General features: G+C 65.1%; 21 protein-coding genes. 15 read left to right on the plus strand and 6 right to left on the minus strand.

Translation table 11 applies throughout. The annotated features are described in order from the left end of the window. Positions 1-14 precede the first annotated feature (14 nt). The 3 genes from MVA47_RS26030 to MVA47_RS26040 all read left to right on the plus strand — a co-directional run bounded on the left by MVA47_RS26030 (position 15) and on the right by MVA47_RS26040 (position 2,934). Entirely contained in the window at positions 15-821 is an 807-nt protein-coding gene (locus MVA47_RS26030) for a VOC family protein (protein ID WP_247210453.1), read from the plus strand. 278 nt (positions 822-1,099) lie between these two features. Next, positions 1,100-2,083 (plus strand): daunorubicin resistance protein DrrA family ABC transporter ATP-binding protein, encoded by a 984-nt coding sequence (locus MVA47_RS26035; RefSeq protein ID WP_023962413.1) that lies wholly within the window; start codon positions 1,100-1,102, stop codon positions 2,081-2,083. Beyond that, positions 2,080-2,934, plus strand: coding sequence for an ABC transporter permease (locus tag MVA47_RS26040; protein ID WP_030175186.1), 855 nt, complete (start codon positions 2,080-2,082; stop codon positions 2,932-2,934). Before MVA47_RS26035 ends, MVA47_RS26040 begins: the two co-directional genes overlap by 4 nt. Positions 2,935-2,989: 55 nt before the next feature. On the opposite strand, the gene MVA47_RS26045 is transcribed toward MVA47_RS26040, so the two are convergent. Beyond that, complete coding sequence (locus MVA47_RS26045; protein ID WP_247210454.1) at positions 2,990-4,339, minus strand: ROK family protein; 1,350 nt, start codon at positions 4,337-4,339, stop codon at positions 2,990-2,992. Positions 4,340-4,794: 455 nt separating this feature from the next. On the opposite strand from MVA47_RS26045, the gene MVA47_RS26050 reads away from it, so the two are divergent. The 3 genes from MVA47_RS26050 (at position 4,795) to MVA47_RS26060 (ending at position 8,385) form a co-directional block, all read left to right on the plus strand. Continuing rightward, positions 4,795-5,973, plus strand: coding sequence for an LLM class flavin-dependent oxidoreductase (locus MVA47_RS26050; RefSeq protein WP_247210455.1), 1,179 nt, complete (start codon positions 4,795-4,797; stop codon positions 5,971-5,973). Positions 5,974-6,046: 73 nt separating this feature from the next. After that, positions 6,047-7,165, plus strand: a complete 1,119-nt coding sequence (gene sfnG, locus MVA47_RS26055; protein WP_247210456.1) for a dimethylsulfone monooxygenase SfnG — start codon at positions 6,047-6,049, stop codon at positions 7,163-7,165. Further along, a complete protein-coding gene (locus tag MVA47_RS26060; protein WP_247210457.1) occupies positions 7,162-8,385 on the plus strand; it encodes an SfnB family sulfur acquisition oxidoreductase in 1,224 nt (407 codons plus the stop codon). Before sfnG ends, MVA47_RS26060 begins: the two co-directional genes overlap by 4 nt. Before the next feature lie 21 nt (positions 8,386-8,406). Here MVA47_RS26060 and MVA47_RS26065 read toward each other — a convergent pair whose 3' ends face one another. Both MVA47_RS26065 and MVA47_RS26070 read right to left on the minus strand, forming a co-directional pair. Next, a complete protein-coding gene (locus MVA47_RS26065; RefSeq protein ID WP_374474463.1) occupies positions 8,407-9,369 on the minus strand; it encodes a YihY/virulence factor BrkB family protein in 963 nt (320 codons plus the stop codon). Between the two features lie 69 nt (positions 9,370-9,438). Continuing rightward, complete coding sequence (locus MVA47_RS26070) at positions 9,439-10,242, minus strand: DUF72 domain-containing protein (RefSeq protein ID WP_247210459.1); 804 nt, start codon at positions 10,240-10,242, stop codon at positions 9,439-9,441. Positions 10,243-10,365: 123 nt separating this feature from the next. Between MVA47_RS26070 and MVA47_RS26075 the strand changes: the two genes are divergently transcribed. Beyond that, positions 10,366-11,379 carry a sigma-70 family RNA polymerase sigma factor gene (locus MVA47_RS26075; protein WP_247210460.1) on the plus strand — a complete coding sequence of 338 codons (1,014 nt, stop codon included), beginning with the start codon at positions 10,366-10,368 and terminating at the stop codon, positions 11,377-11,379. A gap of 41 nt (positions 11,380-11,420) precedes the next feature. Here MVA47_RS26075 and MVA47_RS26080 read toward each other — a convergent pair whose 3' ends face one another. Beyond that, positions 11,421-11,825: a VOC family protein gene (locus MVA47_RS26080; RefSeq protein WP_062796745.1), complete on the minus strand. Its 405-nt coding sequence runs from the start codon at positions 11,823-11,825 to the stop codon at positions 11,421-11,423. A gap of 161 nt (positions 11,826-11,986) precedes the next feature. Between MVA47_RS26080 and MVA47_RS27150 the strand changes: the two genes are divergently transcribed. Continuing rightward, positions 11,987-13,222 (plus strand): sensor histidine kinase, encoded by a 1,236-nt coding sequence (locus MVA47_RS27150; RefSeq protein WP_247210461.1) that lies wholly within the window; start codon positions 11,987-11,989, stop codon positions 13,220-13,222. Next, the gene (locus tag MVA47_RS26090) at positions 13,219-13,893 is read left to right on the plus strand and encodes a response regulator transcription factor (RefSeq protein WP_247210462.1); all 675 of its coding nucleotides are present in this window, start codon (positions 13,219-13,221) and stop codon (positions 13,891-13,893) included. Before MVA47_RS27150 ends, MVA47_RS26090 begins: the two co-directional genes overlap by 4 nt. 109 nt (positions 13,894-14,002) lie before the next feature. Here the strand turns inward: MVA47_RS26090 and MVA47_RS26095 are convergent, their stop codons facing one another. Then, positions 14,003-14,620: a TetR/AcrR family transcriptional regulator gene (locus tag MVA47_RS26095; RefSeq protein ID WP_247210463.1), complete on the minus strand. Its 618-nt coding sequence runs from the start codon at positions 14,618-14,620 to the stop codon at positions 14,003-14,005. Between the two features lie 219 nt (positions 14,621-14,839). On the opposite strand from MVA47_RS26095, the gene MVA47_RS26100 reads away from it, so the two are divergent. From MVA47_RS26100 to atzF, 5 genes are read left to right on the plus strand one after another with little or no spacing between them, the layout of a single operon-like run. After that, the gene (locus tag MVA47_RS26100; RefSeq protein ID WP_247210464.1) at positions 14,840-16,402 is read left to right on the plus strand and encodes an amino acid permease; all 1,563 of its coding nucleotides are present in this window, start codon (positions 14,840-14,842) and stop codon (positions 16,400-16,402) included. A 56-nt stretch (positions 16,403-16,458) separates the two neighbouring features. After that, entirely contained in the window at positions 16,459-17,319 is an 861-nt protein-coding gene (locus MVA47_RS26105) for an urea amidolyase associated protein UAAP1 (RefSeq protein WP_247210465.1), read from the plus strand. Positions 17,320-17,377: 58 nt separating this feature from the next. Continuing rightward, positions 17,378-18,037 (plus strand): urea amidolyase associated protein UAAP2, encoded by a 660-nt coding sequence (locus tag MVA47_RS26110; RefSeq protein WP_247210466.1) that lies wholly within the window; start codon positions 17,378-17,380, stop codon positions 18,035-18,037. A gap of 3 nt (positions 18,038-18,040) precedes the next feature. Further along, positions 18,041-20,044 carry a 5-oxoprolinase/urea amidolyase family protein gene (locus MVA47_RS26115; RefSeq protein ID WP_247210467.1) on the plus strand — a complete coding sequence of 668 codons (2,004 nt, stop codon included), beginning with the start codon at positions 18,041-18,043 and terminating at the stop codon, positions 20,042-20,044. After that, the gene (gene atzF / locus MVA47_RS26120) at positions 20,041-21,702 is read left to right on the plus strand and encodes an allophanate hydrolase (protein ID WP_247210468.1); all 1,662 of its coding nucleotides are present in this window, start codon (positions 20,041-20,043) and stop codon (positions 21,700-21,702) included. Before MVA47_RS26115 ends, atzF begins: the two co-directional genes overlap by 4 nt. On the opposite strand, the gene MVA47_RS26125 is transcribed toward atzF, so the two are convergent. Beyond that, positions 21,699-22,574 carry a TIGR03621 family F420-dependent LLM class oxidoreductase gene (locus MVA47_RS26125; RefSeq protein WP_247210469.1) on the minus strand — a complete coding sequence of 292 codons (876 nt, stop codon included), beginning with the start codon at positions 22,572-22,574 and terminating at the stop codon, positions 21,699-21,701. The genes atzF and MVA47_RS26125 overlap by 4 nt on opposite strands. Before the next feature lie 80 nt (positions 22,575-22,654). On the opposite strand from MVA47_RS26125, the gene MVA47_RS26130 reads away from it, so the two are divergent. Further along, positions 22,655-23,341 carry a histidine phosphatase family protein gene (locus tag MVA47_RS26130; protein WP_247210470.1) on the plus strand — a complete coding sequence of 229 codons (687 nt, stop codon included), beginning with the start codon at positions 22,655-22,657 and terminating at the stop codon, positions 23,339-23,341. Positions 23,342-23,384: the final 43 nt, after the last annotated feature.

Raw genomic sequence — 23,384 nt, forward strand, 5'->3', positions numbered from 1 at the left:
CCGAGGAGCCAAAAATGCCAGTTCCCACCCACTCCGACGGCGTTGCGGTCTGGTTCGACCTGTCGAGTACCGACCCCGCCGCTGCCGCGGACTTCTACGGCCGACTGTTCGGCTGGGACCACACCGAGATGGACGAGCGCTTCGGCGGGTATTCGCAGTTCACCCACAAGGGCAAGCTGATCGCCGGCCTCGGTCCGAAACCTGATCCGGGTATGCCGGACTTCTGGTGCACCTACTTTCAGACCTCTGACATCGAGGCCACCGTCAAAACCGTCGCCGCTTCGGGAGGCAGCGTGTTCCAAGACCCGATGGAGATACCGGAGCAGGGCACCATGGCGATCGTGATGGATCCGGGCGGCGACCCCGAGACAGGCGCAAACCCGCACGGCGCGGTGTTCGGACTGTGGCAACCAGGACAGCACACCGGATTCGAGCTGCACATGGAGACCGGTGCCGCAACGTATTTCGAGCTCCAGACCACCGGCTACACACGAGCCGTCGAGTTCTACGGCGAGGTGCTCGGCAATCCCGTCGTCAGCCTCGGGGACACGGACGAGTTCCGCTACAGCCAGCTGAGTCTTCCCGACAGGGCGCCGGGCGAAGGCTATGCCGGGATCATGGACGCATCCGGCTACCTGCCGTCCGAGGTCCCATCGCACTGGGCTATCTACATCGGCACCGACAACGTCGACGCAACCGTCGACAAGGCCGTCGAACTCGGCGGGGCCGTCGTTGCCGCGCCCGAGGACACCCCGTACGGGCGACTCGCCACGATCGGCGACCCGTTCGGGGCGATGATCAAACTGCAGCAGGTCGCCTGAGACAACGGCCGGGTGCGGGCCTCGGCGACGAAGTCCGACACGGGGCGACGGAACTTCGCCGTCGCAGACGAATACAAGATGAACGAACCACCGGGGGACGAGCCCTTGACTTCAAGCGCACTTGAACATGAACCATCAGATCACCTGATCAGGACAGAAGACCATCGGAAGCCGGATTTGTCTGATTCGGTATCCATCCACCAGAGGAGTGTTCCGTGACCCAGCTCGGCGATAAAAGCGCTGGCCCGATGTCAGAGTCGGTGGATACGGTTACCCGCATGACAACTGCCACGGGGGCCACCGACCTAGCGATCGAAGCCATCGACCTGGTCAAAGAATTCGACGGTGTTCGCGCCGTCGACGGAGTTAGTTTTTCAGTTCCACCGGGGTCCGTCCTGGGACTGCTCGGGCCCAACGGCGCGGGCAAGACCACCACGGTCCGCATGATGACAACACTGAGTCAGCCGACGTCGGGCACTGCTCGCATCGCCGGATATGACGTACGGGAGAACCCGGATCTCGTCCGCAGCAACATGGGCCTCACCGGTCAGGCTGCGACGGTCGACGAATTGCTCACCGGCCGCGAGAACCTGTGGATGATTGGCAGCCTCTACGGTCTTCCCCGCAAGGACGTACGCCGGTCCGGCGACCAACTGCTCGAGCAGTTCTCCCTGACCGACGCTGCGGACCGCGTGGTCAAGACCTACTCGGGAGGTATGCGCCGCCGGCTCGACCTCGCGGTCAGCCTCCTGGCCTCGCCGCCGGTGCTCTTCCTGGACGAGCCCACCACCGGCCTCGACCCGCGCAGCCGCCAGGAACTCTGGGACGTGCTGCGATCGCTGGTGAACGACGGAACCACACTGCTGCTCACCACGCAGTATCTCGAAGAGGCCGACCAGCTCGCCGACGACATCGTTGTCATCGACAGGGGCAAGATCATTGCCGCCGGCACGCCACTACAACTCAAGGAACAGGCCGGGCAGGCCAGTCTGGTCATCACGGTCTCGCATGCCGACGATCTCGAAGAAGCCACCCGGTTGCTGCGCGAGAACAGCGGCGAGGTGTTCGTCGAGGAGTCCGCACGGCAGCTCACCGCGAGCGCCGATGGACTCGCCGACCTGACCCGGATCGCCGGGATCTTCGAACGCAGCGAGATCGCAGTCGACGACATCGGACTCACCCGCCCGAGCCTGGACGACGTCTTCCTCTCCCTCACCGGACACCGCGCCGAGGACGCCGACAACGAGGAGAACAAGTCATGACCACCACCACCTCACCCGCCGACACCGGCCGCTCCACCCCGAAATCCGCTGCAGGCCGGCCTGATCTGGTCCGAGAATCCCTGGTCATGGTGCGGCGCAACCTGTTACACACCAAGCGCCAGCCAGAGATGCTGTCCGACGTCACGGTGCAGCCGATCATGTTCGTGCTGTTGTTCGCGTACGTGTTCGGTGCGTCGATCAGTCCTGGCTCCGGATTCGACTACAAAGAGTGGCTGTTGCCCGGCATCATGGGCCAGACCATTGCCTTCTCTGCGTTCATCGTCGCGCTCGGCCTCACCAACGATCTGGAGAAAGGCATCATCGACCGCTTCCGGTCGTTGCCGATGGCACGCTCGTCCGTTCTGGTCGGACGTTCGGTTGCCGCGCTGATCCACTCCTCGATCGGCATCGTGGTCATGGCCATCACGGGTCTGCTCATCGGATGGCGAATCCACGAAGGCATCGCCAAGGCCGCGTTGGCTTTTGCTCTGGTGCTCGTGTTCGGGTTCGCCATGATCTGGTTCGGCATCCTGATCGGTTCGGTGATGCGGTCGCCAGAAGCGGTCAACGGCGTGATGTTCACCTTGCTGTTCCCGATCACGTTCTTGTCCAACGCTTTTGTGCCCACAGAGCCCATGCCCACCTGGTTGCGCACCATCGCGGAGTGGAACCCGATCTCGTCGCTCGTCCAGGCGATGCGCGAATTGTGGGGCAATGGGCCGGCAGCGCCGGCCGGTGCTCCGTGGCCGCTTCAGAACCCGGAGCTCTCCACGGTGCTCTGGTCGGTGGCACTCACGCTGATCTTCGCGCCGTTCGCGTTGCGTGCTTACCGCAAGCGCACCACGGACTAGCAACACCCTGTGAGCACATCGAGCGGGCCGGTGATCCGGCCCGCTTGATTGCGTTTCACAGACTCCGGGACAGAGCCTCGATCGGGTCGCTGTAGATCGCATCAAGCGAAACCGCGCCGGCGGCCTGCTGCTGCACGGTGGCACCCGACCGTGACACGCGCACGTCGCGCCGTTCGGACACGGAGGTCTCGCGAACAGCTCTGGCCACCACGGGCAGAGTCGAAGGCGCATCCGTGAACGCCTGCCCGCCCAGGACAACGTGGTCGGGGTTGAAGATGTCAGAGATGAGGCCGACCGCACGGCCGAGTACTTCGGCCCGCTCGGTCAGGATGGCGCGGGCCACGTCGTTGCCTGCGGCAGCGAGCTGGTGCACGTCTTCGACGGTCTCGATGGTCAACCCCGCAGCGATCGCGGCGTCGACCACACCGGTGTCGCTCACGGTCGGTTCGAGGCGACCGGTGCGGTGGGGGTCGAGGAGTTCGGTGCGGCCCGCGGGGAAATGTCCGATCTCCGGCGGCCCGGCGGTGGGTGTGTACACGCTTCCACCGACTGTGAAGGCGATACCAACCGTTTCCCGGGCGTAGAAGTAGACGAAGCTGCCGCCTTCTTGACCTGGATCGACCAGCAGTTCCGCTTGGGGGTTGAGCAGGAGTTCCGCGGCAGCCATCGCCTCGACGTGCGACGCCACCGAGATGGGCAGACCGATCACCGACGCCAGTACTTCACCGACGGGTGCGGACTGCCAGTTCAACCGGGAATGGCTCACACGTCCGCCGTTGTCGACCCTGCCGGCCAGCGCCACCCCGGCCCAGAGCACACGCTTGTTCTGCCAGCGGGAGAGGAAACGTTTCGCGCTCAATCCGATCGACGTCAAGGTCTGCTCGGGGGTGTCGGCAGCCGGGGTCGGGATCTGGATGGCGCCCACCACGCGGTGAAACAGGTCGTGGGTGGTGATCGAGGTGACCTTGAGACCGATGTGAATGCCCACCGTCAGGTATTCGGCGGTGTTCAGCTCGAACGGGAGGCGGGGACGACCGATTGCGCCCGCAGGTGCGAGGTCGGCGCGCTCGCGCAGTAGCCCGGCCTTCAGCAGGGCGCTGACCTGACGGTTCACCGTCGAGATACTCAACCCCGATGCGGCCGATGCCGCGTCGCGGAACACCGGGCCGTGCAGCCGGGCCGCTCGCAGGACAACTGCCGCCGGTTTGGTCGACAGATGAAGCTGAGGTGTCGCGACGTGGATCCCGGCGCGGGTTCCGCCGAACTTCGCGGGCGCCTTCTGGCCGAGCGCAGGCTGCGGATGAGCGGGCCGAGCAGGCGAAGCAACCCGCGAACCAGCTAGCGCATTGGGTCGAGCGGACGGGCGAACAGGTGTTGCTATGCGGTGGTCAAGTGTTGCAGTCATCGAAGGTCCTCATCGAGTTGTCGCCTCCAGGACCAACGATGGCCGGGGCGGGGAGATGTCTGAGAGAAATGCCGCGAGCGCGGCGGTTCGGGTCAGGACATTCGACAACAGAGGACACGAGCGAAAGGCAGACGACATCCCAGCGCGGTGGTCACATAGGTGACCTCCGGGATGTGGTGGCCGTTGCTCGTCATGAAGGTCAAAGTAGCAGCGGCGCCGACACCTGTCCAACGGACCGGGGTCGTGGACGTGACGATCTGAGCGCAGGTGGACACCGCGCTCACCGGCGAGAATAGCCCCGCGGCAGCGTGATCGCCGACTTGGAATCACACCGATCCGAACCCTGGGACCTCCGCGTCGACGCCGCCCACACTGTGTTCGAAACTCCGGGCTTTGGCGTCGTCGACCACGGGTCGATCCAGACGAACCGCCAGACAAACAGAAAGGCGTCCTCCGTGTCCCTGCATTTCCACTGGTTCCTGCCGACGTATGGCGACTCACGGAATCTGATGGCGGGTGGTCACGGTTCTGACATGTCCGGAGATCGGCCCGCCGATCTGCGTTATCTCAATCAGCTCGCCGGCGCCGCCGAGGTCAACGGATTCGAAGCCGTCCTGACGCCCACCGGCTTGTGGTGCGAGGATGCGTGGTTGTCCACCGCGATGCTGTTGGAGACAACCGACACCCTCAAGTTCCTCGTCGCCCTGCGACCGGGGCTGACCAGCCCCACCCTGTCGGCACAGATGTCGGCGACCTATCAGTGGCAGTCGAAGGGACGGCTCCTGCTCAACGTGGTCACCGGAGGTGAATCGTCGGAACAGCGCGCTTTCGGCGACTTCCTGTCCAAGGAGGCCCGGTACGAGCGTTGCGGCGAGTACCTCGACATCATCCGGCAGTTGTGGACCTCCGACGGCCCGGTGGACTTCACGGGCAAGCATCTGCGGGTCGAGGGCGCGAATCTGGCCCGCAAGCCCGACCCGCTTCCGCCGGTGTTCTTCGGGGGTTCCTCCCCGGCGGCGGGAACCGTCGCTTCCAAGTACGCCGACACCTATCTGACCTGGGGTGAAAAACCGGACGCCGTCGCCGAGAAGCTCAACTGGATCCGCGGGCTCGCCGCGGACGAAGGTCGCGAACTGTCCTACGGCATCCGGCTGCACGTGATCTCGCGGGACACCGCAGAACAGGCCTGGGCCGAAGCCGACCGGCTCCTCGGTGCACTCGACCCTCAGGTGGTCGCCGGAGCCCAGCAAAACCTCGCCCGTTCCGAATCAGAAGGACAGCGGCGGATGCTCGAACTGCATGGTGGAGGCGCCGCGTTCAGCAGCGGTACCGATGCCCGCTCGCTGGAGATCTACCCGAACCTCTGGACGGGCGTCGGTCTCGTCCGAGGCGGAGCCGGCACGGCGCTGGTCGGCTCGCACGATGAGGTCGCAGACCGTATCGCGGAGTATGCGGCTCTGGGGCTCGATCACTTCATCCTGTCCGGCTATCCCCACGTGGAAGAGGCCTACCACTTCGGAGAGGGCGTGCGCCCGAGGCTCATCCGGCGCGGCCTGCTCAGTGCCGATGACCGGGCGTCCGAGCCTGTCCGGGGAGCCTTCCTGCCGTCGTTGTCGCCGGCCGGCGCCTCCTGAGCCGCTGCGCCTTCACCCAAGCCGCCCTCACCCAAGCCGATTGTCCCCTCCCGCAGAACCATTGGAGCAAACCGTGAGCACCGAACACATCGCCGATCAGATCAAGTTCGCCTACTGGGTCCCCAACGTCAGTGGCGGCCTGGTGACCAGCGACATCGAACAGCGAACGAGCTGGGACTTCGAGTACAACAAGAAGCTCGCACAGACCGCAGAGAACAACGGCTTCGAGTACGCCCTGTCTCAGGTGCGGTACATGGCGTCCTACGGTGCCGAGTTCCAGCACGAATCAACAGCTTTCAGCCTCGCACTGTTGGGGGCGACCGAAAAGCTCAAGGTCATCGCCGCCATCCACCCCGGCCTGTGGCATCCGGCGGTGCTGGCCAAGTTCGGGGCCACCGCCGACCACCTGTCGGGCGGGCGGTTCGCCATCAACGTCGTGTCGGGATGGTTCGCCGGAGAGTTCAAGGCGCTGGGTGAGCCCTGGCTCGAGCACGACGAGCGTTACCGGAGAAGTGCCGAGTTCCTCGAGGTCATCCGCAAGATCTGGACCGAGGACAATGTCGACTACGGTGGCGACTTCTACCGGATCCGTGACTTCACCCTCAAGCCCAAGCCGCTCAACACACCCGAGCGCCCCAATCCCGAACTGTTCCAGGGAGGTAACTCCACCGCGGCCCGCAGCAACGGCGGACGTTTCGCCGACTGGTACTTCTCCAACGGCAAGGACTTCGATGGTGTCACCGAACAAGTCGACGACCTGCGTGCGGTCGCCAGGGCCCACGACCGCGAGGTGAAGTTCGGGCTGAACGGGTTCATCATCGCCCGCGACACCGAGGCCGAGGCCCGGGACACCCTCCGGGAGATCATCGAGAAGGCCAATCGTCCTGCAGTGGAGGGGTTCCGGGATTCGGTGCGACAGGCCGGCGCGTCCACCTCGGACGGCAAGGGCATGTGGGCCGAGTCGAGCTTCGAGGACCTCGTGCAGTACAACGACGGGTTCAAGACCAAGCTGATCGGCACGCCGGAACAGGTCGCCGAGCGAATCGTCGCCTACAAGCGACTCGGCGTCGATCTGGTCCTCGGCGGGTTCCTGCACTTCCAGGAAGAGATCGAATACTTCGGTGCGAGGGTGCTGCCGCTGGTTCGTGAACTCGAAGCGGCTGACGCGGAAGCCGGCGTCGGCGCATCGTGAGCACCGCGATCGCCTCTCGCATCGACACTGCCGAGCAGGCACTGTCGGTGGCCCACGACCTGGCAGCACATTTCGCCACCGGAGCGGTGGCGCGCGATCGCGACCGCAAACTGCCCTATCGCGAGATCGATCAGCTCTCGGCCAGCGGACTGCTGGCGATCACGGTGCCGAGCCGTTTCGGTGGTGCAGATCTGCCGCCTAGCATCGTGGCCGAGGTGGTCCGCATCCTTGCGACAGCCGATCCCAACATCGCGCAGATCCCGCACAGCCACTTCGTGTATCTGAATCTGCTTCGTCTGGCCGCTGATCCACCGCAACAGCGTGATCTCTTCGAGGCGGTGCTCGGCGGAAGCCGGATCGCGAACGCGCAGTCCGAGCGGGGCGGCAAGACCGTCGCCGACATCACCACCACGGTCAGAGCGGACCGCGGCGTGCTCCGTCTGGATGGCTCGAAGTACTACTGCACCGGATCGCTGTACGCCCATACGCTCGCCGTGCTGGCACGGCTCGACGACCCCGACCACAAGACGGGGCTCGAGCACGGCGAGTACGTGGCGTTCATCCCCGTCGACGCCGCCGGTGTCCGCATCGTCGATGACTGGAACGGACTCGGCCAACGCACCACGGGCAGCGGCACCATCACGTTCGAAGGAGTGTCCCTACGCCGCGACCAGTTGGTCGCCCGGGCTCGCGCGGTGGGCGCCCCCGCCGGGTACGGCGCGTTTGCCCAGCTGCTGCACGTGGCCATCGACGCCGGCATCGCTCGAGGAGCGCTGTCTGCCGCAACTGATTTCGTCCGAAACCGCCGTCGCCCCTGGTTCGAGGCAGGTGTCGATCGCGCCATCGACGACCCGTTGGTGATTCAACGCGTCGGCGAGTTGGCCGTGGAGGTGATCTCCGCCGAGGCAACCCTGAAGAGCGCCGGCGAGGCGGTGGACGCCACGTTCGTCGCCGAGGCCGACGCGTCAGCAGAGCGAGCCGCCGCCGCTTCGATTGCGGTGGCGACAGCGAAGATCGTTGCCGACCGGGCCTCCAACGAGGTGTCGAGCGCACTCTTCGAGGTGTCAGGAACGCGAAGCGCCGCAGCAGATCTCGGCCTGGATCACTTCTGGCGCAACGCGCGCACGCACACCTTGCACGACCCGGTGCGGTGGAAGTATCAGCACATCGGTCGTTCGTTGCTGCACGACACACCACCGCCGCTGCACGGGGTCATCTGAAGGACACACGCCGAACGGGTCTCAGGTGTCGTCGTTCTTGCGGAACGTGACATCGACGTGTTCGAAACCCTTGGCTCGCTGAGCCTTTGCTTGACGTGTGTAAGTCTTGCGGTCACCGTGGGTGAGGTCCACGGCATCGGTGAACGGGGTCAGCAACGCCCTCGGGTAGAGGTGATGCACTCTCACCACGTTGATCTCCGCGGTGAACACCACGGCGATGGAGGTGAGATAGAAGAACGCGAGAAGGCCCAGAACCACGGCGAACACACTGTTGGTGGTGCTCGCGTTCTTCACCACCTGGGTGACGTACACCGTTCCGAATGTCTGCAACAGCTGCCAGACGATCGCCATCGCGACCGCGCCCGGCAACACATCGCGATAGCTCACGTCGTTGCTGGTACTCAGGCGGTAGGCGATGGTGAACACCGCCGAGTTGATGACCACTGCCAGAAGACCGATGGTCACCCCCTCCAAGGCCCCCAGGGGCCCGGGTAGTCCCGCGAAGGTCGACAACACCGCAGTACCCACCAGGGTCATCGCCAGCACGGTCAGCAAGAGCAGGCTGCGGAACCGGGAGAAGATCGGGTTGGGCCGGTCGTTACGCGGCACCTGCCACACGGTGTTCATCGCGTTTTGGGCCGCCTGGCCGACACCCGAGGCGCCGTACAGGGCGCCGAGGATGCCGATCACGATTCCTGCTGTGCCACCGCTGAGTTCCTGCGGTTCGCCGAGCTGCGGGCCGATCACCGGGAACTGGCCGAGCGCCGAATCGAGTACCTTCGCCTGCCACTCGGGATTGTCGTCGAGCACTATGCCGACGCCTGTGGTCAAGAGCAGCAACAAGGGGAACAACGCCAGGAACGCGTAGTACGTCATGAGAACGGCGAGATATCCACCCTGATCGTCAGCGTATTTGTAGATCACGGCGATGCCGAAACCCAACACGGGGTGCCGCCTCTGCAGCTTGTCCAAACGCTCGATCATCATGCACCCCAGTCGTTGCCTGGCGCGCCATCGCTTGTTGAGCGCAGCGACAACGCTACCCGAGCCAGGTCACAGCAAGCGGTCGAGCAGCCCTTTCGCGTCGTATGGCGCCCTGACCTTTGCGTCGTTGTCGAAGTAGACGAACACATCGCGGTCCACCGCCCGCGCCCGGAACCGCTCGGCCCACGAATCGAGCGCCTCGTCGGTGTAGCCGCTGGTGTAGAGCTCGGTGTCGCCGTGCAGACGGGCGTAGACGAAGTCGGATGTCATCTCGTCGATCACGGGGAACTTGCCCGCCGAGTCGGCGAGCACCAGCGCCATGTCGAGCTCGCGCAACAGGTCGGGCAGCTCGGGTGTCATGAAACTCGGATGCCGGACCTCGAGGGCATGACGGATCGGCCGCTCCGCGTCGGTTGTGGTCCAGGCCCGGTCGGCGATCCGGTCACTGTGTCCGGTGGAGAGCTCGGCTGCTGCGGTGGTGGTGCGCGGCAGCAGACGTGCAAACGCGGCCAGTGTGTCTGCGTCGAACGGGAGATTGGGTGGCAGTTGCCAGAGGATCGGCCCCAACTTGGGTCCGAGTGCCAGCACGCCCGACGCGAAGAAGGTGGCCAGCGGCTGGTCCACGTCGACGAGCCGCTTCATATGGGTGACAAAGCGCGGGCCCTTGACGGAGAAGAGGAAGTCGTCAGGCGTCTGCTCCGTCCACTTCAGGTAGCTGGTCGGCCGCTGCAGAGAATAGAAGGACCCGTTGAGTTCGACCGAGTTCAGAACCCGGGAGATGTACTCGAGTTCGCGGCGCTGGACCAGGCCCTCCGGATAGAAGGTTTTTCGCCAGGGTGGATACACCCACCCCGAGGTGCCGACTCGAATCATTCCCCAACCTCTACACGAGCGGCGGCCATCGCTCGACCGGACACCCGAAAACCGCCCAACCTGGCGCAATCGATGGCTGGAGAACCCTGGTTGTTGTCAGACCGCTCCCGTAACCTTTTCTCCATGACTATCGAGGCCGCGGTAGATTCTGACTTCCTGGAAGTCACCGAACCGTACCGACGTGAACTGCTTGCACATTGCTATCGGATGATGGGTTCACATCACGACGCAGAGGACCTTCTCCAGGAAACTTTCATCCGCGCCTGGCGTGGTTACGACCGGTTCGACGGTCGCGCTTCGGTACGTACGTGGCTCTACAAGATCGCCACCAACACCTGCCTCACCGCTCTCGGGTCCAAGCAGCGCCGGCCGCTGCCCTCGGGACTCGGCGGCGAGTCGTCCGATCCTCAGGGCGCTCTCCTCGAGGACCACGAGGTGCCATGGCTCGAGCCGTTCGCCGGGTCGGACGAGACGTTGTCGGAGACCGCGGACCCCGCCACCGTCGTGGGTTCTCGTGAATCCATCCGTTTGGCGTTCATCGCTGCGCTCCAGCATCTCCCCGAGCGCCAGCGCGCGATCCTGATCCTCCGTGATGTACTCCAGTGGCGCGCTGCCGAGGTCGCCGAGACGCTGGGATTGACCACCGCAACGGTGAACAGCTTGCTCCAGCGCGCCCGCGCCCAGCTCAAAGAGGTTGCACCGGAACGCGATTCGGTGGTCGAACCCGGAGACGCCGCTCAACGAGAACTCTTGCAGAAGTGGGTCGACGCCTTCGAGGCGTACGACATCGACGCCATCGTCGCGTTGTTCACCGACAAGGCCATCTGGGAGATGCCACCGTTCATCGGTTGGTACCAGGGCCCGGAGGTCATCGGTACGCTCATCGGTTCCAACTGCCCGGCAACCGCAGCGGGCGACATGGTTCTGCTACCGGCGGTGGCCAACGGACAGCCCGCGTTCGGGCTGTACATGCTCGACGCCGACGGTGTGCACAGGCCCTTCCAATTGCAGGTCCTGGACATCACCGCCGACGGCGTCGGTCATGTGGTGGCTTTCTTCTCCGACACCATGGAGGCCGACTTCGCCCGGTTCGGACTGCCGGCCGTGCCTCCCGGCCCGTCGGAGTCGGACAAATAACCGGTTCAGCCCGAGATGCCGAGCTAGCCCGAAATGCTGTCCTAACCCGATATGGCGGACTGATCCATCCAGGTGACCTCCCACACGTGGCCGTCGAGGTCGAGGAAGCTACGCCCGTACATGAACCCGTGATCCTGCGCGTCCATCCACTTGGAGCCACCGATCTCCAGTGCCTTGTCGACGAGTGTGTCCACGGCCTCACGGGATTCGGCGGAGATGGCGATCAGCACCTCACGCTCTTTGCTGGTGTCGGCGATGCCTCCGGTGATGAAGTCCTGGAACCGGGCGGGCGTCATCAGCATGGCGACGGTGAGTTCGTTGATCACCAGGCACAGGGTGTTCTCGTCGCTGAAGGTCTCGTTGAACTCGAATCCGAGCTCGCCGAAGAACTTGCGTGTCGCGGGGATGTCGGTGGCGGTTGTGTTGAGGAACAGCATGCGGGACATGATGATGACTCCGATCCAGGGTCGTTTTGTGCATCAAGCGGACACCACAACAGACATCGCCCGCAACAAAAACTCATCGCCCGCCGAAGTTCCGCCTTTCGCCTGATGCCCCGGGGCCGCCTCGACGCGCATGATCGGGCGATGCGAACCGGTGGGCTGCTGTGACAGATGGATGGGATGATCTGACGGCTCGGGGCGCGTGGATGCCCGGGGCCGTGCGGGCCGAACTGGAGACCGATCCCCACCCCTTGATCGGCCGGCGGAGCAAACGCGACATCGCGATCGACGTACTGATGATCCTGCTGGCCGCCGCGATCGGTGCTGTCGCCATCAGCCCACGCCTGGACGACATCTCCGGCATGATCGTCGCCGATCTTGCGGTCGGGGTCGCGGGTTGCGTGGCCATGGTGTGGCGGCGCCGATGGCCGCTGGCTCTGGCAATTGTCACAACGGTCGCCTCCGGATTCACCTCTGCCATCGGCGGGGTGGCTTTGCTGGCGGTCTTCTCGCTCGCCGTCCACAAGCCGATGCGTTACGCGGTCTCGGTGGCCCTGGCCAGCTTTGTCACGGCGTTGACGAACCGCTGGCTGTACCCGGAAGGTCAGGAGTCGCTGCTCGCTGTACTCGTGTTCTGGTCACTGATGGCTGCGGTGGCGGTCGGGTGGGGAACCATGGTCCGCAACCGCCGGCAGCTGTTGATCTCACTGGCCGAGCGTGCGCGAACCGTCGAGGCCGAGCAGCGCGAGCGGATCGCCAATGCGCGGGCCACCGAACGCGAACGGCTCGCACGGGAGATGCATGACGTGCTCGCCCACCGGATGAGCCTGCTGTCCGTGCATGCCGGCGCGCTCGAGTTCAGGCCCGACGCACCACCGGAAGACATCCGCCGGGCGGCCGGGGTGATCCGCGCCGGCGTCCATCAGATGCTGGTCGACCTTCGTGACGTGATCGCCATGCTGCGTGAGGACTCCGAGGATTTTGCTCAGCCCACCCGATCGCTGAGCACCTTGCCCACCCTGTTCGGCGAAGCCGAGGAGGCGGGCAGTCAGATCCGCGCGACCATCGACATCTGCGACCTCGACGACGTCCCGGGTGTGGTCAGCCGGGCCGCCTATCGAATTGTTCAGGAGGGCTTGACCAATGCGCGTAAACACGCGGGTGCTGTTCCGGTGACCGTGCACATCAGCGGCGGACCCGGAGATGGGCTGAGTGTGAGAATTCACCAACCACTGTCGATGGCTGCCAATTCGGCCATCGAACCGATCCCGGGGGCCAAGTCGGGTCTTGTCGGCATCAACGAGCGGGTCACTCTCGCCGGCGGCGAGTTGTCGTATGGCGTCGTGGAGCGCAACTTCGTGCTGACCGCTCGCCTGCCATGGGAAGCGGGCAGCCTGTGAGCACCGAGGCCCCATCCACCATTCGCCTGCTGCTCGTGGACGACGAGTGGCTGGTGCGTGCGGGTCTGCGGACGATGCTGTCGGGGCAGCCGGACATCGACATCGTCGGCGAAGCCGCAGACGGGTCCACGGTCGCGGCGCTCGCACAGCAGTCCGGCGCCAACGTGGTGCTGATGGACATCCGGATGCCGAAGGTCAACGGGCTCGAGGCCACCATCGCTTTACGTTCGATGGCCGAGCCGCCACAGGTGATCATGTTGACCACCTTCGATACCGACGACTTGGTGTTGCGTTCGTTGCAAGCCGGCGCCAGCGGCTTCCTCCTCAAGGACACCCCGCCCGCCGACCTCATCGCATCTCTGCGCAAAGTTGTTGCGGGCGAGCCGATCCTGTCGCCGTCGATCACCCGCAAATTGATCGTGCGCTTCACCGACCCCGGTGATCGCCGCACGAAGGCAACAGAACAGTTCGATCTGCTGACCGCCGGCGAGCAGCGCGTGGCCATCGCGGTCGCGCGAGGGATGTCGAACGCTGCGATCGCCGAAGAGTTGTTCGTGTCCATCGCCACGGTCAAGAGTCACATCTCGCACATCCTGGAGAAGCTGGCGTTCAACAACAGGGTGCAGATAGCACTCCTGGTTCACGACGCATTGCCCGGTGAGGTGCTCTGAACTCGACGTCGCGCGTTCGACCGTCCACGGACACAGGCTTTCCGTCTCGGGGCAGGCGTTGCAACTCCTGCGCCTGGACACAAAACCTGCGAATTCGTCGCTGCGGCAACTACTTCAAGACCAGTGCGATCGTATCGACCAAGAGGTCGACCATCTCGTGCAGAGAGTCGGCGCCGAGCGCGCCGGCCATCTCATCGGAACGCATGCTGATCACCGACTCGACGAGCCGGAACGGCAGGTGTCGACGCGGATCGTCGGGGTCACCGAGCACCTCGCCTGCCAGCGCGGCGTAGATCCGCGCCAGATCTGTTCTCGCCTGGCGGAATTCGGCGAAGCGCTCGGTGCGCAGTTCAGGCAAGAGATACAGGGCGCCGAGGTTCCACCTCGAACCCGCGAGTTGGGCGGCGTCGAATCTGGCAAGCGACTGCAGCCGTTCGAGCGCCGGCTCGCCGACGGCCTCTCGCAGCTGCTGCGCCGTGGCCAGCGCCCGCGCCACGGTGTTCTGTAGCAACGCCTCGAGGATGTCGTCCTTGGTCTTGAAGTGATGATAGAGAGAGGCCTGCCGAATACCGACGGCCTCCGCGATCATCCGGGTGGAGGTACCGGAGTATCCGCGTGTGGTGAAGAGTTCTCCGGCGGCGTCGAGGATCTCGTCCCGCGCGGTGTCCCCACGGCGACGCTGCTCCACCAACCTCGGGCGACCTGGCCCTGCCGAAACCGAACTCACACAGAGCACCTTACTGTCATCCGCCGCAGCCGATCCGTCGTCGCAGCGCGGCTCGGATGACAAATGGACCTGACCTGGCCAGTGCGCATTCGGAAACACAGTTGTTGCACTCGTTTGCCTCGGGGTAACAAACCTGTCACTCGACAGAAATAGCGAACGGTTTATCTATCACCTGACAGATAAACCGGGCTCATGGGCCCACTACCAGGAAGATCTCCCATGACCGCAACTGCGCAACCACCTTCGGCACCAGTGAGCGGCGGCGTCACCGAGAACGGCGACTCCGACGATCTCTCCGCGTTCGGTTACACCCAGCAGCTCCATCGTTCGCTGGGAACATTCGCGTCCTTTGCGGCGGGATTTTCCTTTGTCTCCATCCTGACAACCATCTTCCAGCTCTTCGGACTCGGCTTCTCGTTCGGCGGTCCGGCATTCTTCTGGACATGGCCCGCGGTCTACGTCGGTCAACTCCTGGTGGCTCTGTGCTTCGCCGAGATCGCCGCTCGTTTCCCCATCTCGGGGGCCATCTACCAATGGTCGCGCCGGATGGGCGGCGAGGTGATCGGCTGGTTCGGCGGCTGGTTCATGATCCTCGCGCAGATCGTCACCGCCTCGGCGGCAGCAATTGCGCTGCAGGTGGTGATGCCGTCCATCTGGACCGGCTTCCAGCTCATCGGCTCCGATCCTGCCCTCACCAGCACCAGCGGCGCGTCCAACGCCGTGCTGCTCGGCTCGATCCTGCTGGTGATCACCACCATCATCAACTGCATCGGCGTCAACTGGATGAGCCGAGTCAACAGCATCGGTGTCACCTGCGAGATCGTCGGCGTCATCGCCGTGATCCTGGCTCTGTTCACCCATGCCGAGCGCGGCCCCGACGTCGTGTTCGACACCGGCATTCCCGGCGAACAGCCAGGGTACGTCTGGGCTTTCATCGTCTCCGGCTTGATGGCCGCCTACGTCATGGTCGGCTTCGGCTCCGCAGGCGAGCTCGCCGAGGAGACCAAGAACCCGCGGCGCGTCGCACCGCGGACCATCCGCTTGGCGTTGACCGTATCGGCCATCGGCGGTGGGCTCATGCTGCTCGGCGCCCTGATGGCAGCACCGAGCCTCGGTGAAGAACTGGCCGTCGGCGGGCTGCCATACGTCCTCGACTCCGTGCTCGGATCGTTCTGGGGCAAGGTCCTGCTGTGCGACGTCGTGGTGGCGATCTTCATCTGCACCTTGGCAATTCAGACCGCATGCTCCCGGCTGATGTTCTCGATGGCCCGCGACGACCGGCTTCCCGGATCCCGGATTCTCTCGCACGTCAACCCCAGAACCGGCACCCCGATCGCCCCGTCGATCCTGATCGGTGTTCTCTGCATCGGTGTCCTGGTGGTCAACGTGGGCAACTCGGCGATCTTCGCGACCCTTGCCAGTGTCTGCATCATCCTGATCTACCTCGCCTACCTCTCCGTCACGGGTCCGATGCTGTGGCGACGCCTCAAGGGCTGGCCTCACGGCACCCCCACCGTCGACGCCGAGGGCAAGAAGCTGTTCAGCCTGGGCCGCTTCGGGATTCCCATCAACCTTCTCGCAGTCATCTACGGGCTCGCCATGGTCGTGAACCTGGCATGGCCGCGATCGGAGATCTTCGACCCGGCCGGCGAGATGCCCATCCTGAAATGGGCGGGCCCGATCTGTATCGCCGTGGCCATCCTGCTCGGAGTCGCCTGCTTCCCACACGGCAAGAAGCATCCGATGCCCGTGAAGGTCGCCGCGCCCGCCGAGCCCATCTGATCCGCCCGGCGCAGCCGGCCTGATCGAGCAGCTCTCACAGAAAAGGAACTCTCGTCATGACAACGTCCACCGGGACAACAACCGGTTCGACCGGCACCACCGCCGGTGCCCGCGAGCATGCGCGGGCACAGGCCGCCACCATCACCGACTCCATGCCGGTGGTGCCGGCATCGACGTGGACACCGTTGCCCGACAACGTCGCCGCGCACGACATGACGTGGGCGGAGACGGTTCCCGGTGGGCGTTACACGGTGAAGGTTCTTGCCCGCGGAACACGCCTGCGACTGCGTGATGTGGCCGGCACCGGATGTGCGCACATCCTCCTGTGGCGCGCTGATGCACCGTGGGAGCGGCTCAATGTCGCCGACACGGTCAAGGTGCCGTGGCAGGCGTACCTCGGATCCGGTCACCCGCTCCTCAGCGATCAGGGTCGTGCACTCGCGACCATCGTCACCGACACCTCCGGCCATCACGACGCCCTGTGCGGTACCAGCACCCTCGCCGGGAACGTCGCGAAATATGGTGCCGGGGCTGTTCATTCGACGTCGCCGGCCGGCCGCGAGATGTTCACGCTGGCGGCGGCGAAGCACGGACTGACCCCCACCGACGTGGTTCCGTCCCTGTCGTTCTTCCACAGCATCGTGGTGGAGGCCGACGGAACACTGACGTCGAAGGGCTCCGCCGGCCGCGACAAGTATGTAGATCTGCTCTTGCATCTCCCCTGCACCGTCGCGATCGTCAACACGGCGCACCCTCTCGACCCGTCTCCCGGTTTCGATGTGGGGCCACTGGAGATCTTGGCGTGGAAGGCACCGGGCGATCTCGACTCCGCGTTGGCATCGCTACCCGATACAGACCCGGAATATCAGCGAGCGGTGCTCAACTCCGAGGACGTGTGGGGCGCGGCCCACTTCTAGAGTCCGACCTCCCGCACCCAGTGAACCCCTTCCGCAATTTTTCCGAAAGGACACCGTGATGACCTCTGCCACAACGGCATCGGCACGCGACCTCGCTCTCGTCGACGGACAGGTGATCCTCGACCACGAGATCGGCGAACGCGCACCGTGGTCGGGCATCGTCGAAGCCGGCGATGTGCTGACCATCGTCGATCTGCACGGGAACCAGGCCGTGGACACCCTGTTCTTCGGCGGTGCCGATCACACCATCCGCTACTCCGCCCAGACCACCATCGCCGCCCAGGGCAACATCTTCCTCACCACCGGAACCGTGATCCGCGACCATGATTCGGCGCCGATGATGACCATCGTCGCCGATGAGGTGGGCAACCACGACACCGTCGGCGGCGCGTGCTCGCAGGAGTCGAACACTCTTCGCTACGGCCACCACACCAAACACCAGCACGCATGTGTGGAGAACTTCTTGATCGGTGGGGCGCGACACGGGCTGGGTAAGTCGGATCTGGTCGGCAACGTTAACTTCTTCATGAATGTGCCGGTGGATCCCGACGGCTCGCTCGGCATCGTCGACGGATTGTCCGCGCCAGGACGGCGGGTCGCATTGCGCGCCGAAACCGACACCCTGGTGCTGATCTCGAACTGCCCCCAGATCAACAACCCCTGCAACGGATTCGACCCCACCTCGGTGCGGGTCATCGTGACACGACCAGAGGCATAACAGATGTCGAGCATCTCGGTACTGCGGGCGGGCCCGCAGAGCACCATTCAGGATTGGCCGGGCCGTATCCGGTATTGGCAGGTGGGTGTTCCACCGTCCGGACCCATGGACGATCTGTCGTTCCGGCTTGCGAACATCGCGGTGGGCAACGCAGAAGGAGCGCCTGGCCTCGAATGCACCCTGCTCGGGCCGCAATTGAGGTTCGACGAAGACACGGTCGTCGCGGTCACCGGCGCACCTGTGCCGGTGACGGTGGCCGGTGAGGTGGTACCGCAGTGGTCACCGATCGAGGTCAAAGCGGGACAGATCCTCGATGTCGGCGCAGCAGGCAAAGTCGGGATGCGGATGTACATCGCCGTTACGGGCGGGATCGACGCCGAGCTGTACCTGGAAAGCCGAGCCACGTTCACCCTCGGGCGATTCGGCGGAAAGGACGGACGTTCTCTGACCGACGGGGACACGCTGGCTCGGGCACAGACGTCGGCCGCTGGGTCTCCTCGCCGGATCCTGATCGACGAGAAGCCGGCGCTGACCAACAATTGGCAACTCGCCGTCACCGTCGGACCACACAGTGCTCCTGAGTTCTTCACCCCCGAGGACATCGAGGATCTGTACAACACCGCCTACGAGGTGCATTTCAACTCCGACCGCACAGGTGTCCGCCTGCTCGGACCGCAGCCACGCTGGGCACGCACCGACGGCGGTGAGGCAGGACTTCACCCGTCCAACATCCACGACACCGCCTATTCCGTGGGCGCGCTCGACTTCACCGGTGACACCCCGATCCTGCTCGGTCCCGATGGACCGAGTCTGGGCGGCTTCGTCTGCCCGGTCACCGTCACCACGGCGGACCGCTGGAAGATGGGTCAGCTCAAACCGGGCGACACCGTCCGGTTCGTACCGGTGCGGGTTGCCGAGGTGGCGAGTTCGGCCGCTCTGGGAACGGCTCGGCGTGCGAACATGGTCACCGTTCTGTCCTCTGGTACCGATCTCGACGACGGAGTGCTCGGATCCACCAGGACCGCCGACGGCACCACCGAGGTGACCTATCGCCGCAGCGGCGACGACAACGTTCTCGTCGAATACGGTGACATGACACTTGATCTCGCGCTCCGAGCACGGGTCCATGCCCTTGCACAACGGATCGAGGCCGACCGGCCCGCGGGACTCGTCTCGCTCACACCCGGCATCCGGTCACTTCAGGTCAAGGTCGACGCAACCGTGATGCGGCAATCACTCCTGCTGGACTGGCTCATCGAGTGCGAAGCTCAACTGCCCTCGGCGTCCGAGCTGGTGGTGCCGAGCCGCACGGTCCACATGCCCCTCTCGTGGGACGATCCGGCGACCCGCGAGGCGATCGAACGGTACATGCTGGGCGTGCGCTCCGACGCGCCCTGGTGCCCGTGGAACATCGAGTTCATCCGGCGGATGAACGGGCTGAAATCCGTCGACGACGTGTACCGCATCGTCTACGACGCCGAGTACCTCGTGCTTGGCCTGGGCGACGTGTATCTCGGCGCTCCCGTTGCCGTTCCACTCGATCCGCGACACCGTCTGATCACCACCAAGTACAACCCGGCTCGCACCTGGACCCCGGAAAACGCGGTCGGCATCGGCGGCGCCTACATGTGCATCTACGGCATGGAGGGTCCCGGTGGTTACCAGTTCGTCGGTCGCACCACCCAGGTGTGGAACCATCGGCATCCACTCGAGGCAGCAGGGTTCGAACCCGAGCACCCATGGCTGTTGCGGTTCTTCGACAAGATCAGCTGGTACCCGGTCAGTGCCGACGAGTTACTCGACCTGCGGGCCGACATGGCCGCCGGCCGAGGACATGTGGAGATCACCGACGGTACGTTCTCACTGGCCGAGCATCAGCAGTTCCTCACCGACAACGCCGACGACATCAAGGTCGAACGGACAGCGATGGAGACGGCGCGCGCCGAGGAGCGCAAACGCTGGTCCGACGGCGGCGAGTTCGCCACGAAGACAGGAAAAGTCGCGTGACACGCATAGCCGACATCTACGCCCAGATCGCCGCGGCCGATCGGCCGGAGGTGTTCATCACCCTGCGCGATCAGGCGGACGTCGAAAGAGACCACGCTGCCTCCATCGCTGCCGGTGGCGCATTGGCCGGGGTGGTGCTGGCGGTCAAAGACAATGTCGACGTCGCTGGGCTGCCGACGACCGCCGCCTGCCCGGGCTATGAGTACCGGCCCGAACACGATGCCGCATCGGTCGCCGCCCTTCGCGCGGCCGGAGCGGTGGTCATCGGCAAGACGAACCTCGACCAGTTCGCGACCGGTTTGGTCGGCACGCGCAGTCCCTATGGAGCCGTGCGTGATTCACGCCGACCCGACCATATATCCGGGGGCTCGAGCTCCGGCTCGGCTGTGGCCGTTGCACTGGGGTTCGCCGACATCGCCATCGGCACCGACACCGCCGGATCGGGACGGGTGCCCGCCGGCCTGCAGGGCATCGTCGGCATCAAGCCCACCATCGGAGTGGTCAGCACCGCGGGCGTGCTGCCGGCCTGTGCCAGCTATGACTGTGTGACCATCCTCGCCGCGGATCTGGACCTCGCCAATCGTGCGATGGGGGTGATGGCCGGAGGTGCTGCGTGGCCGGCGTCAACGCATTTCGCTGCCCCCGACAGTCCGGTGGTCGCCGTGCCGGCCACGCTGCCTGCTCTCGATACACGGTGGCAGGAGGCCTTCCACAACGCGGTGGAACACGCCGAGAACGCGGGTGTGCGGATCAAGCGAATCGATCTGTCGGACTTCCTGGCTGCGGCCAAGCTCCTGTACGAGGGTGCCCTGGTCGCCGAACGGTATGACGCGGTGGGCGAATTCATCTCAGCGGCATCCCCTTCCGACCTCGTGGACCCGACGGTCGCCGCGATCATCGGCCCGGCCGACCGGTTCAGCGCCACCGACCTGTTGTCGGATCGCCGACGCGTGCAGGCGCTGGGCGAGCGCGCCATGTCGGTGCTCGGCGACGCGACCGCACTGCTGATCCCGACTGCCCCGATGCATCCGACGCTCGCTGACGTGGAGGCCGACCCCGTCGGCGTCAACGCAACGATGGGGACCTACACCAACTTCTGCAACCTGTTCAACCTCTGCGCGGTGTCCGTCCCGGCGGGCGAGGTGGTCGAAAGCGACGGCTCAGCAGCACAATTCGGCGTCACGGTGGTGGGCCGGGCCTACGACGACGCAGTGGTGCTCGACATCGCCTGCCGGATCGGTACCGGATCGCCTGCATCCGGCCGGTCCTGGCCCGAACGGGCGGGCGCCAAGGCCACCGAGGTGTTCGTGGTGGGTGCGCATCTGCGCGGCCAACCACTGATGGGTCAGCTCACCGACAAAGGTGCGCGATGGGCCGGAGACGCAGCGACAGCGGAGGCGTACCGGCTCGTCGCCCTCGACACCCAGCCAGCGAAGCCGGGGCTCGTCCGCGATGAGCTGTCGGGCACATCCATTCGCGGCGAGCTGTGGGCTCTCTCGCCGGCGGCACTCGGAGAGTTCCTCGGCGAACTCCCGTCACCGATGATGCTGGGGCCGGTCCAGCTCTCCGACGGTCGCTGGACCGTGGGCTTCGGTTGCGACCACCAGTCGGTGGGCGATGCCGTGCCACTGACCGCCACCCATTGGCTCGAACGCTAGAGGTTCGCTTCCGCCGGACCTTGGCGCAGTTCTGAGATCACCCTGCCGAACGCGTCCAGATCTGCCGCCGCCGGCTCGATCGGCGTCAGGTAGGTGATCCCGAACTGCTCTCGCAGTTGCCGGATGCGGGCGACCACCTCGTCGTGAGATCCGTGGAGCGCATTGGGTTGGCGTAACAGTTCGTCATCTGTGGCATCGCGGTTGTGATGACGCAACGTGTCGAGGTCTGGCTCTCGGTCGATGGCGAGGTCGAAGATGATCAGATTCAGTTCGAGGTCGTCGAACCTCGACCCTGCTTGCCGCCGAATGTATTCCACGCGCTCGGCGAGAGCCTCGTCGTCGGCGAGACCCGCCAGGGCAACGATGTCCGCATGGCGGGCCGCGATCGTCAGCACCCGATTTCCCGTGCCGGCGACCATGATCGGGGGTGGTGTCTGCACCGAGGGTGGCGTGCAAGCCGGGTCACCGAGGAGTCGTCTCAGCTCGATCACCATGTCGCGCATGTGGTCTACACGTTGTCCGGGCGACCCGAACGGGATTCCCGCTGCTTCGAACTCCGCCTCGACATACCCCGCGCCGAGTCCGATCTCCACGCGTCCACCCGTCAACTGGTCGACCCCGGCGATGTCGCGGGCGAGCAGAGCCGGCCGGTAGAAGCCTGCGTTGAGGACGATGTTGCCGACCCGCACCGTCGGTGCGGCAGCTGCGGCCGCGACCAACATGGGGAACGGCGCACCCAGTTCGAGATGGTCAGGCAGCAGCACCACGTCCACACCGCACTGTTCGGCGTGCCGCACCTGGGCCAGGAACTCATCGGCCGTCCCTCGGGCCAGGAAGTTCACCCCGAACCGGAAGTCTCGAGAACCGCTCATGACTCACCATTAGAGACGATCACCGCACCTCGGCGCGACCGATGCCGGGCGACAGGCCACCGCACGGCAAGATGATGCCCATGGGTGTCATCTACTTGGTGCGTCACGGTCAGGCCGGTCATGACGAGAACGGTTACGGCAGTCTGACCGATCTCGGGCGCGAGCAGGCACGGAACGTCGGCAAGCATCTTGCGCGGCGCGTGGGCCGGCTCGATTTCGCGGCGTCGGGAAATCTGGCGCGGCAGTTGGAGACCGTGCAGGAGATCGTCGCGCAGTTCAAGGAGGGGACTGCTCCCGAGCCCGTCGTGAACGCGGGCTGGAACGAGTACGACCTGACACACCTGACCAGCCGGGACATGCCACCGGTGGGCACATCGGCCGAGGCCGCCGACGCTCAGCGCGACTTCCAGCGCGATCTCGACAAGGCACTGCTGGCCTGGGCTGCCGACGGCCACAGCACGGGGGCCGGTTCCTATGCCGAATACCGCGAGTCGATCCGCGAGGCACTCAAGGAGATCGCGACGTTCGCGGGCCCCGGCCAGGTCGCGCTCGCGGCGTCCTCGGCAGGCACCATCGCGGCCGTCGTCGCGGAGTTGTGGGGTGTGGACTCGCAGACCTGGCCCGTCATCGCCCGCACCATGGTCAACGCATCGATCACCAAGCTCATCGTGGGCAGCACCGGCATCAACGTGATGTCGGTGAATGATCACGCGCACGCCGATATCACTGATGATCAGGGAAAACGGCCGCTCCTCACCATGCGGTAGACCATCTCCGCGTTTGAGATGTCTCGACCTGGGCATTCCGTCG

Source organism: Williamsia sp. DF01-3 (genome assembly GCF_023051145.1).
In the GTDB taxonomy this organism is placed as follows: domain Bacteria; phylum Actinomycetota; class Actinomycetes; order Mycobacteriales; family Mycobacteriaceae; genus Williamsia.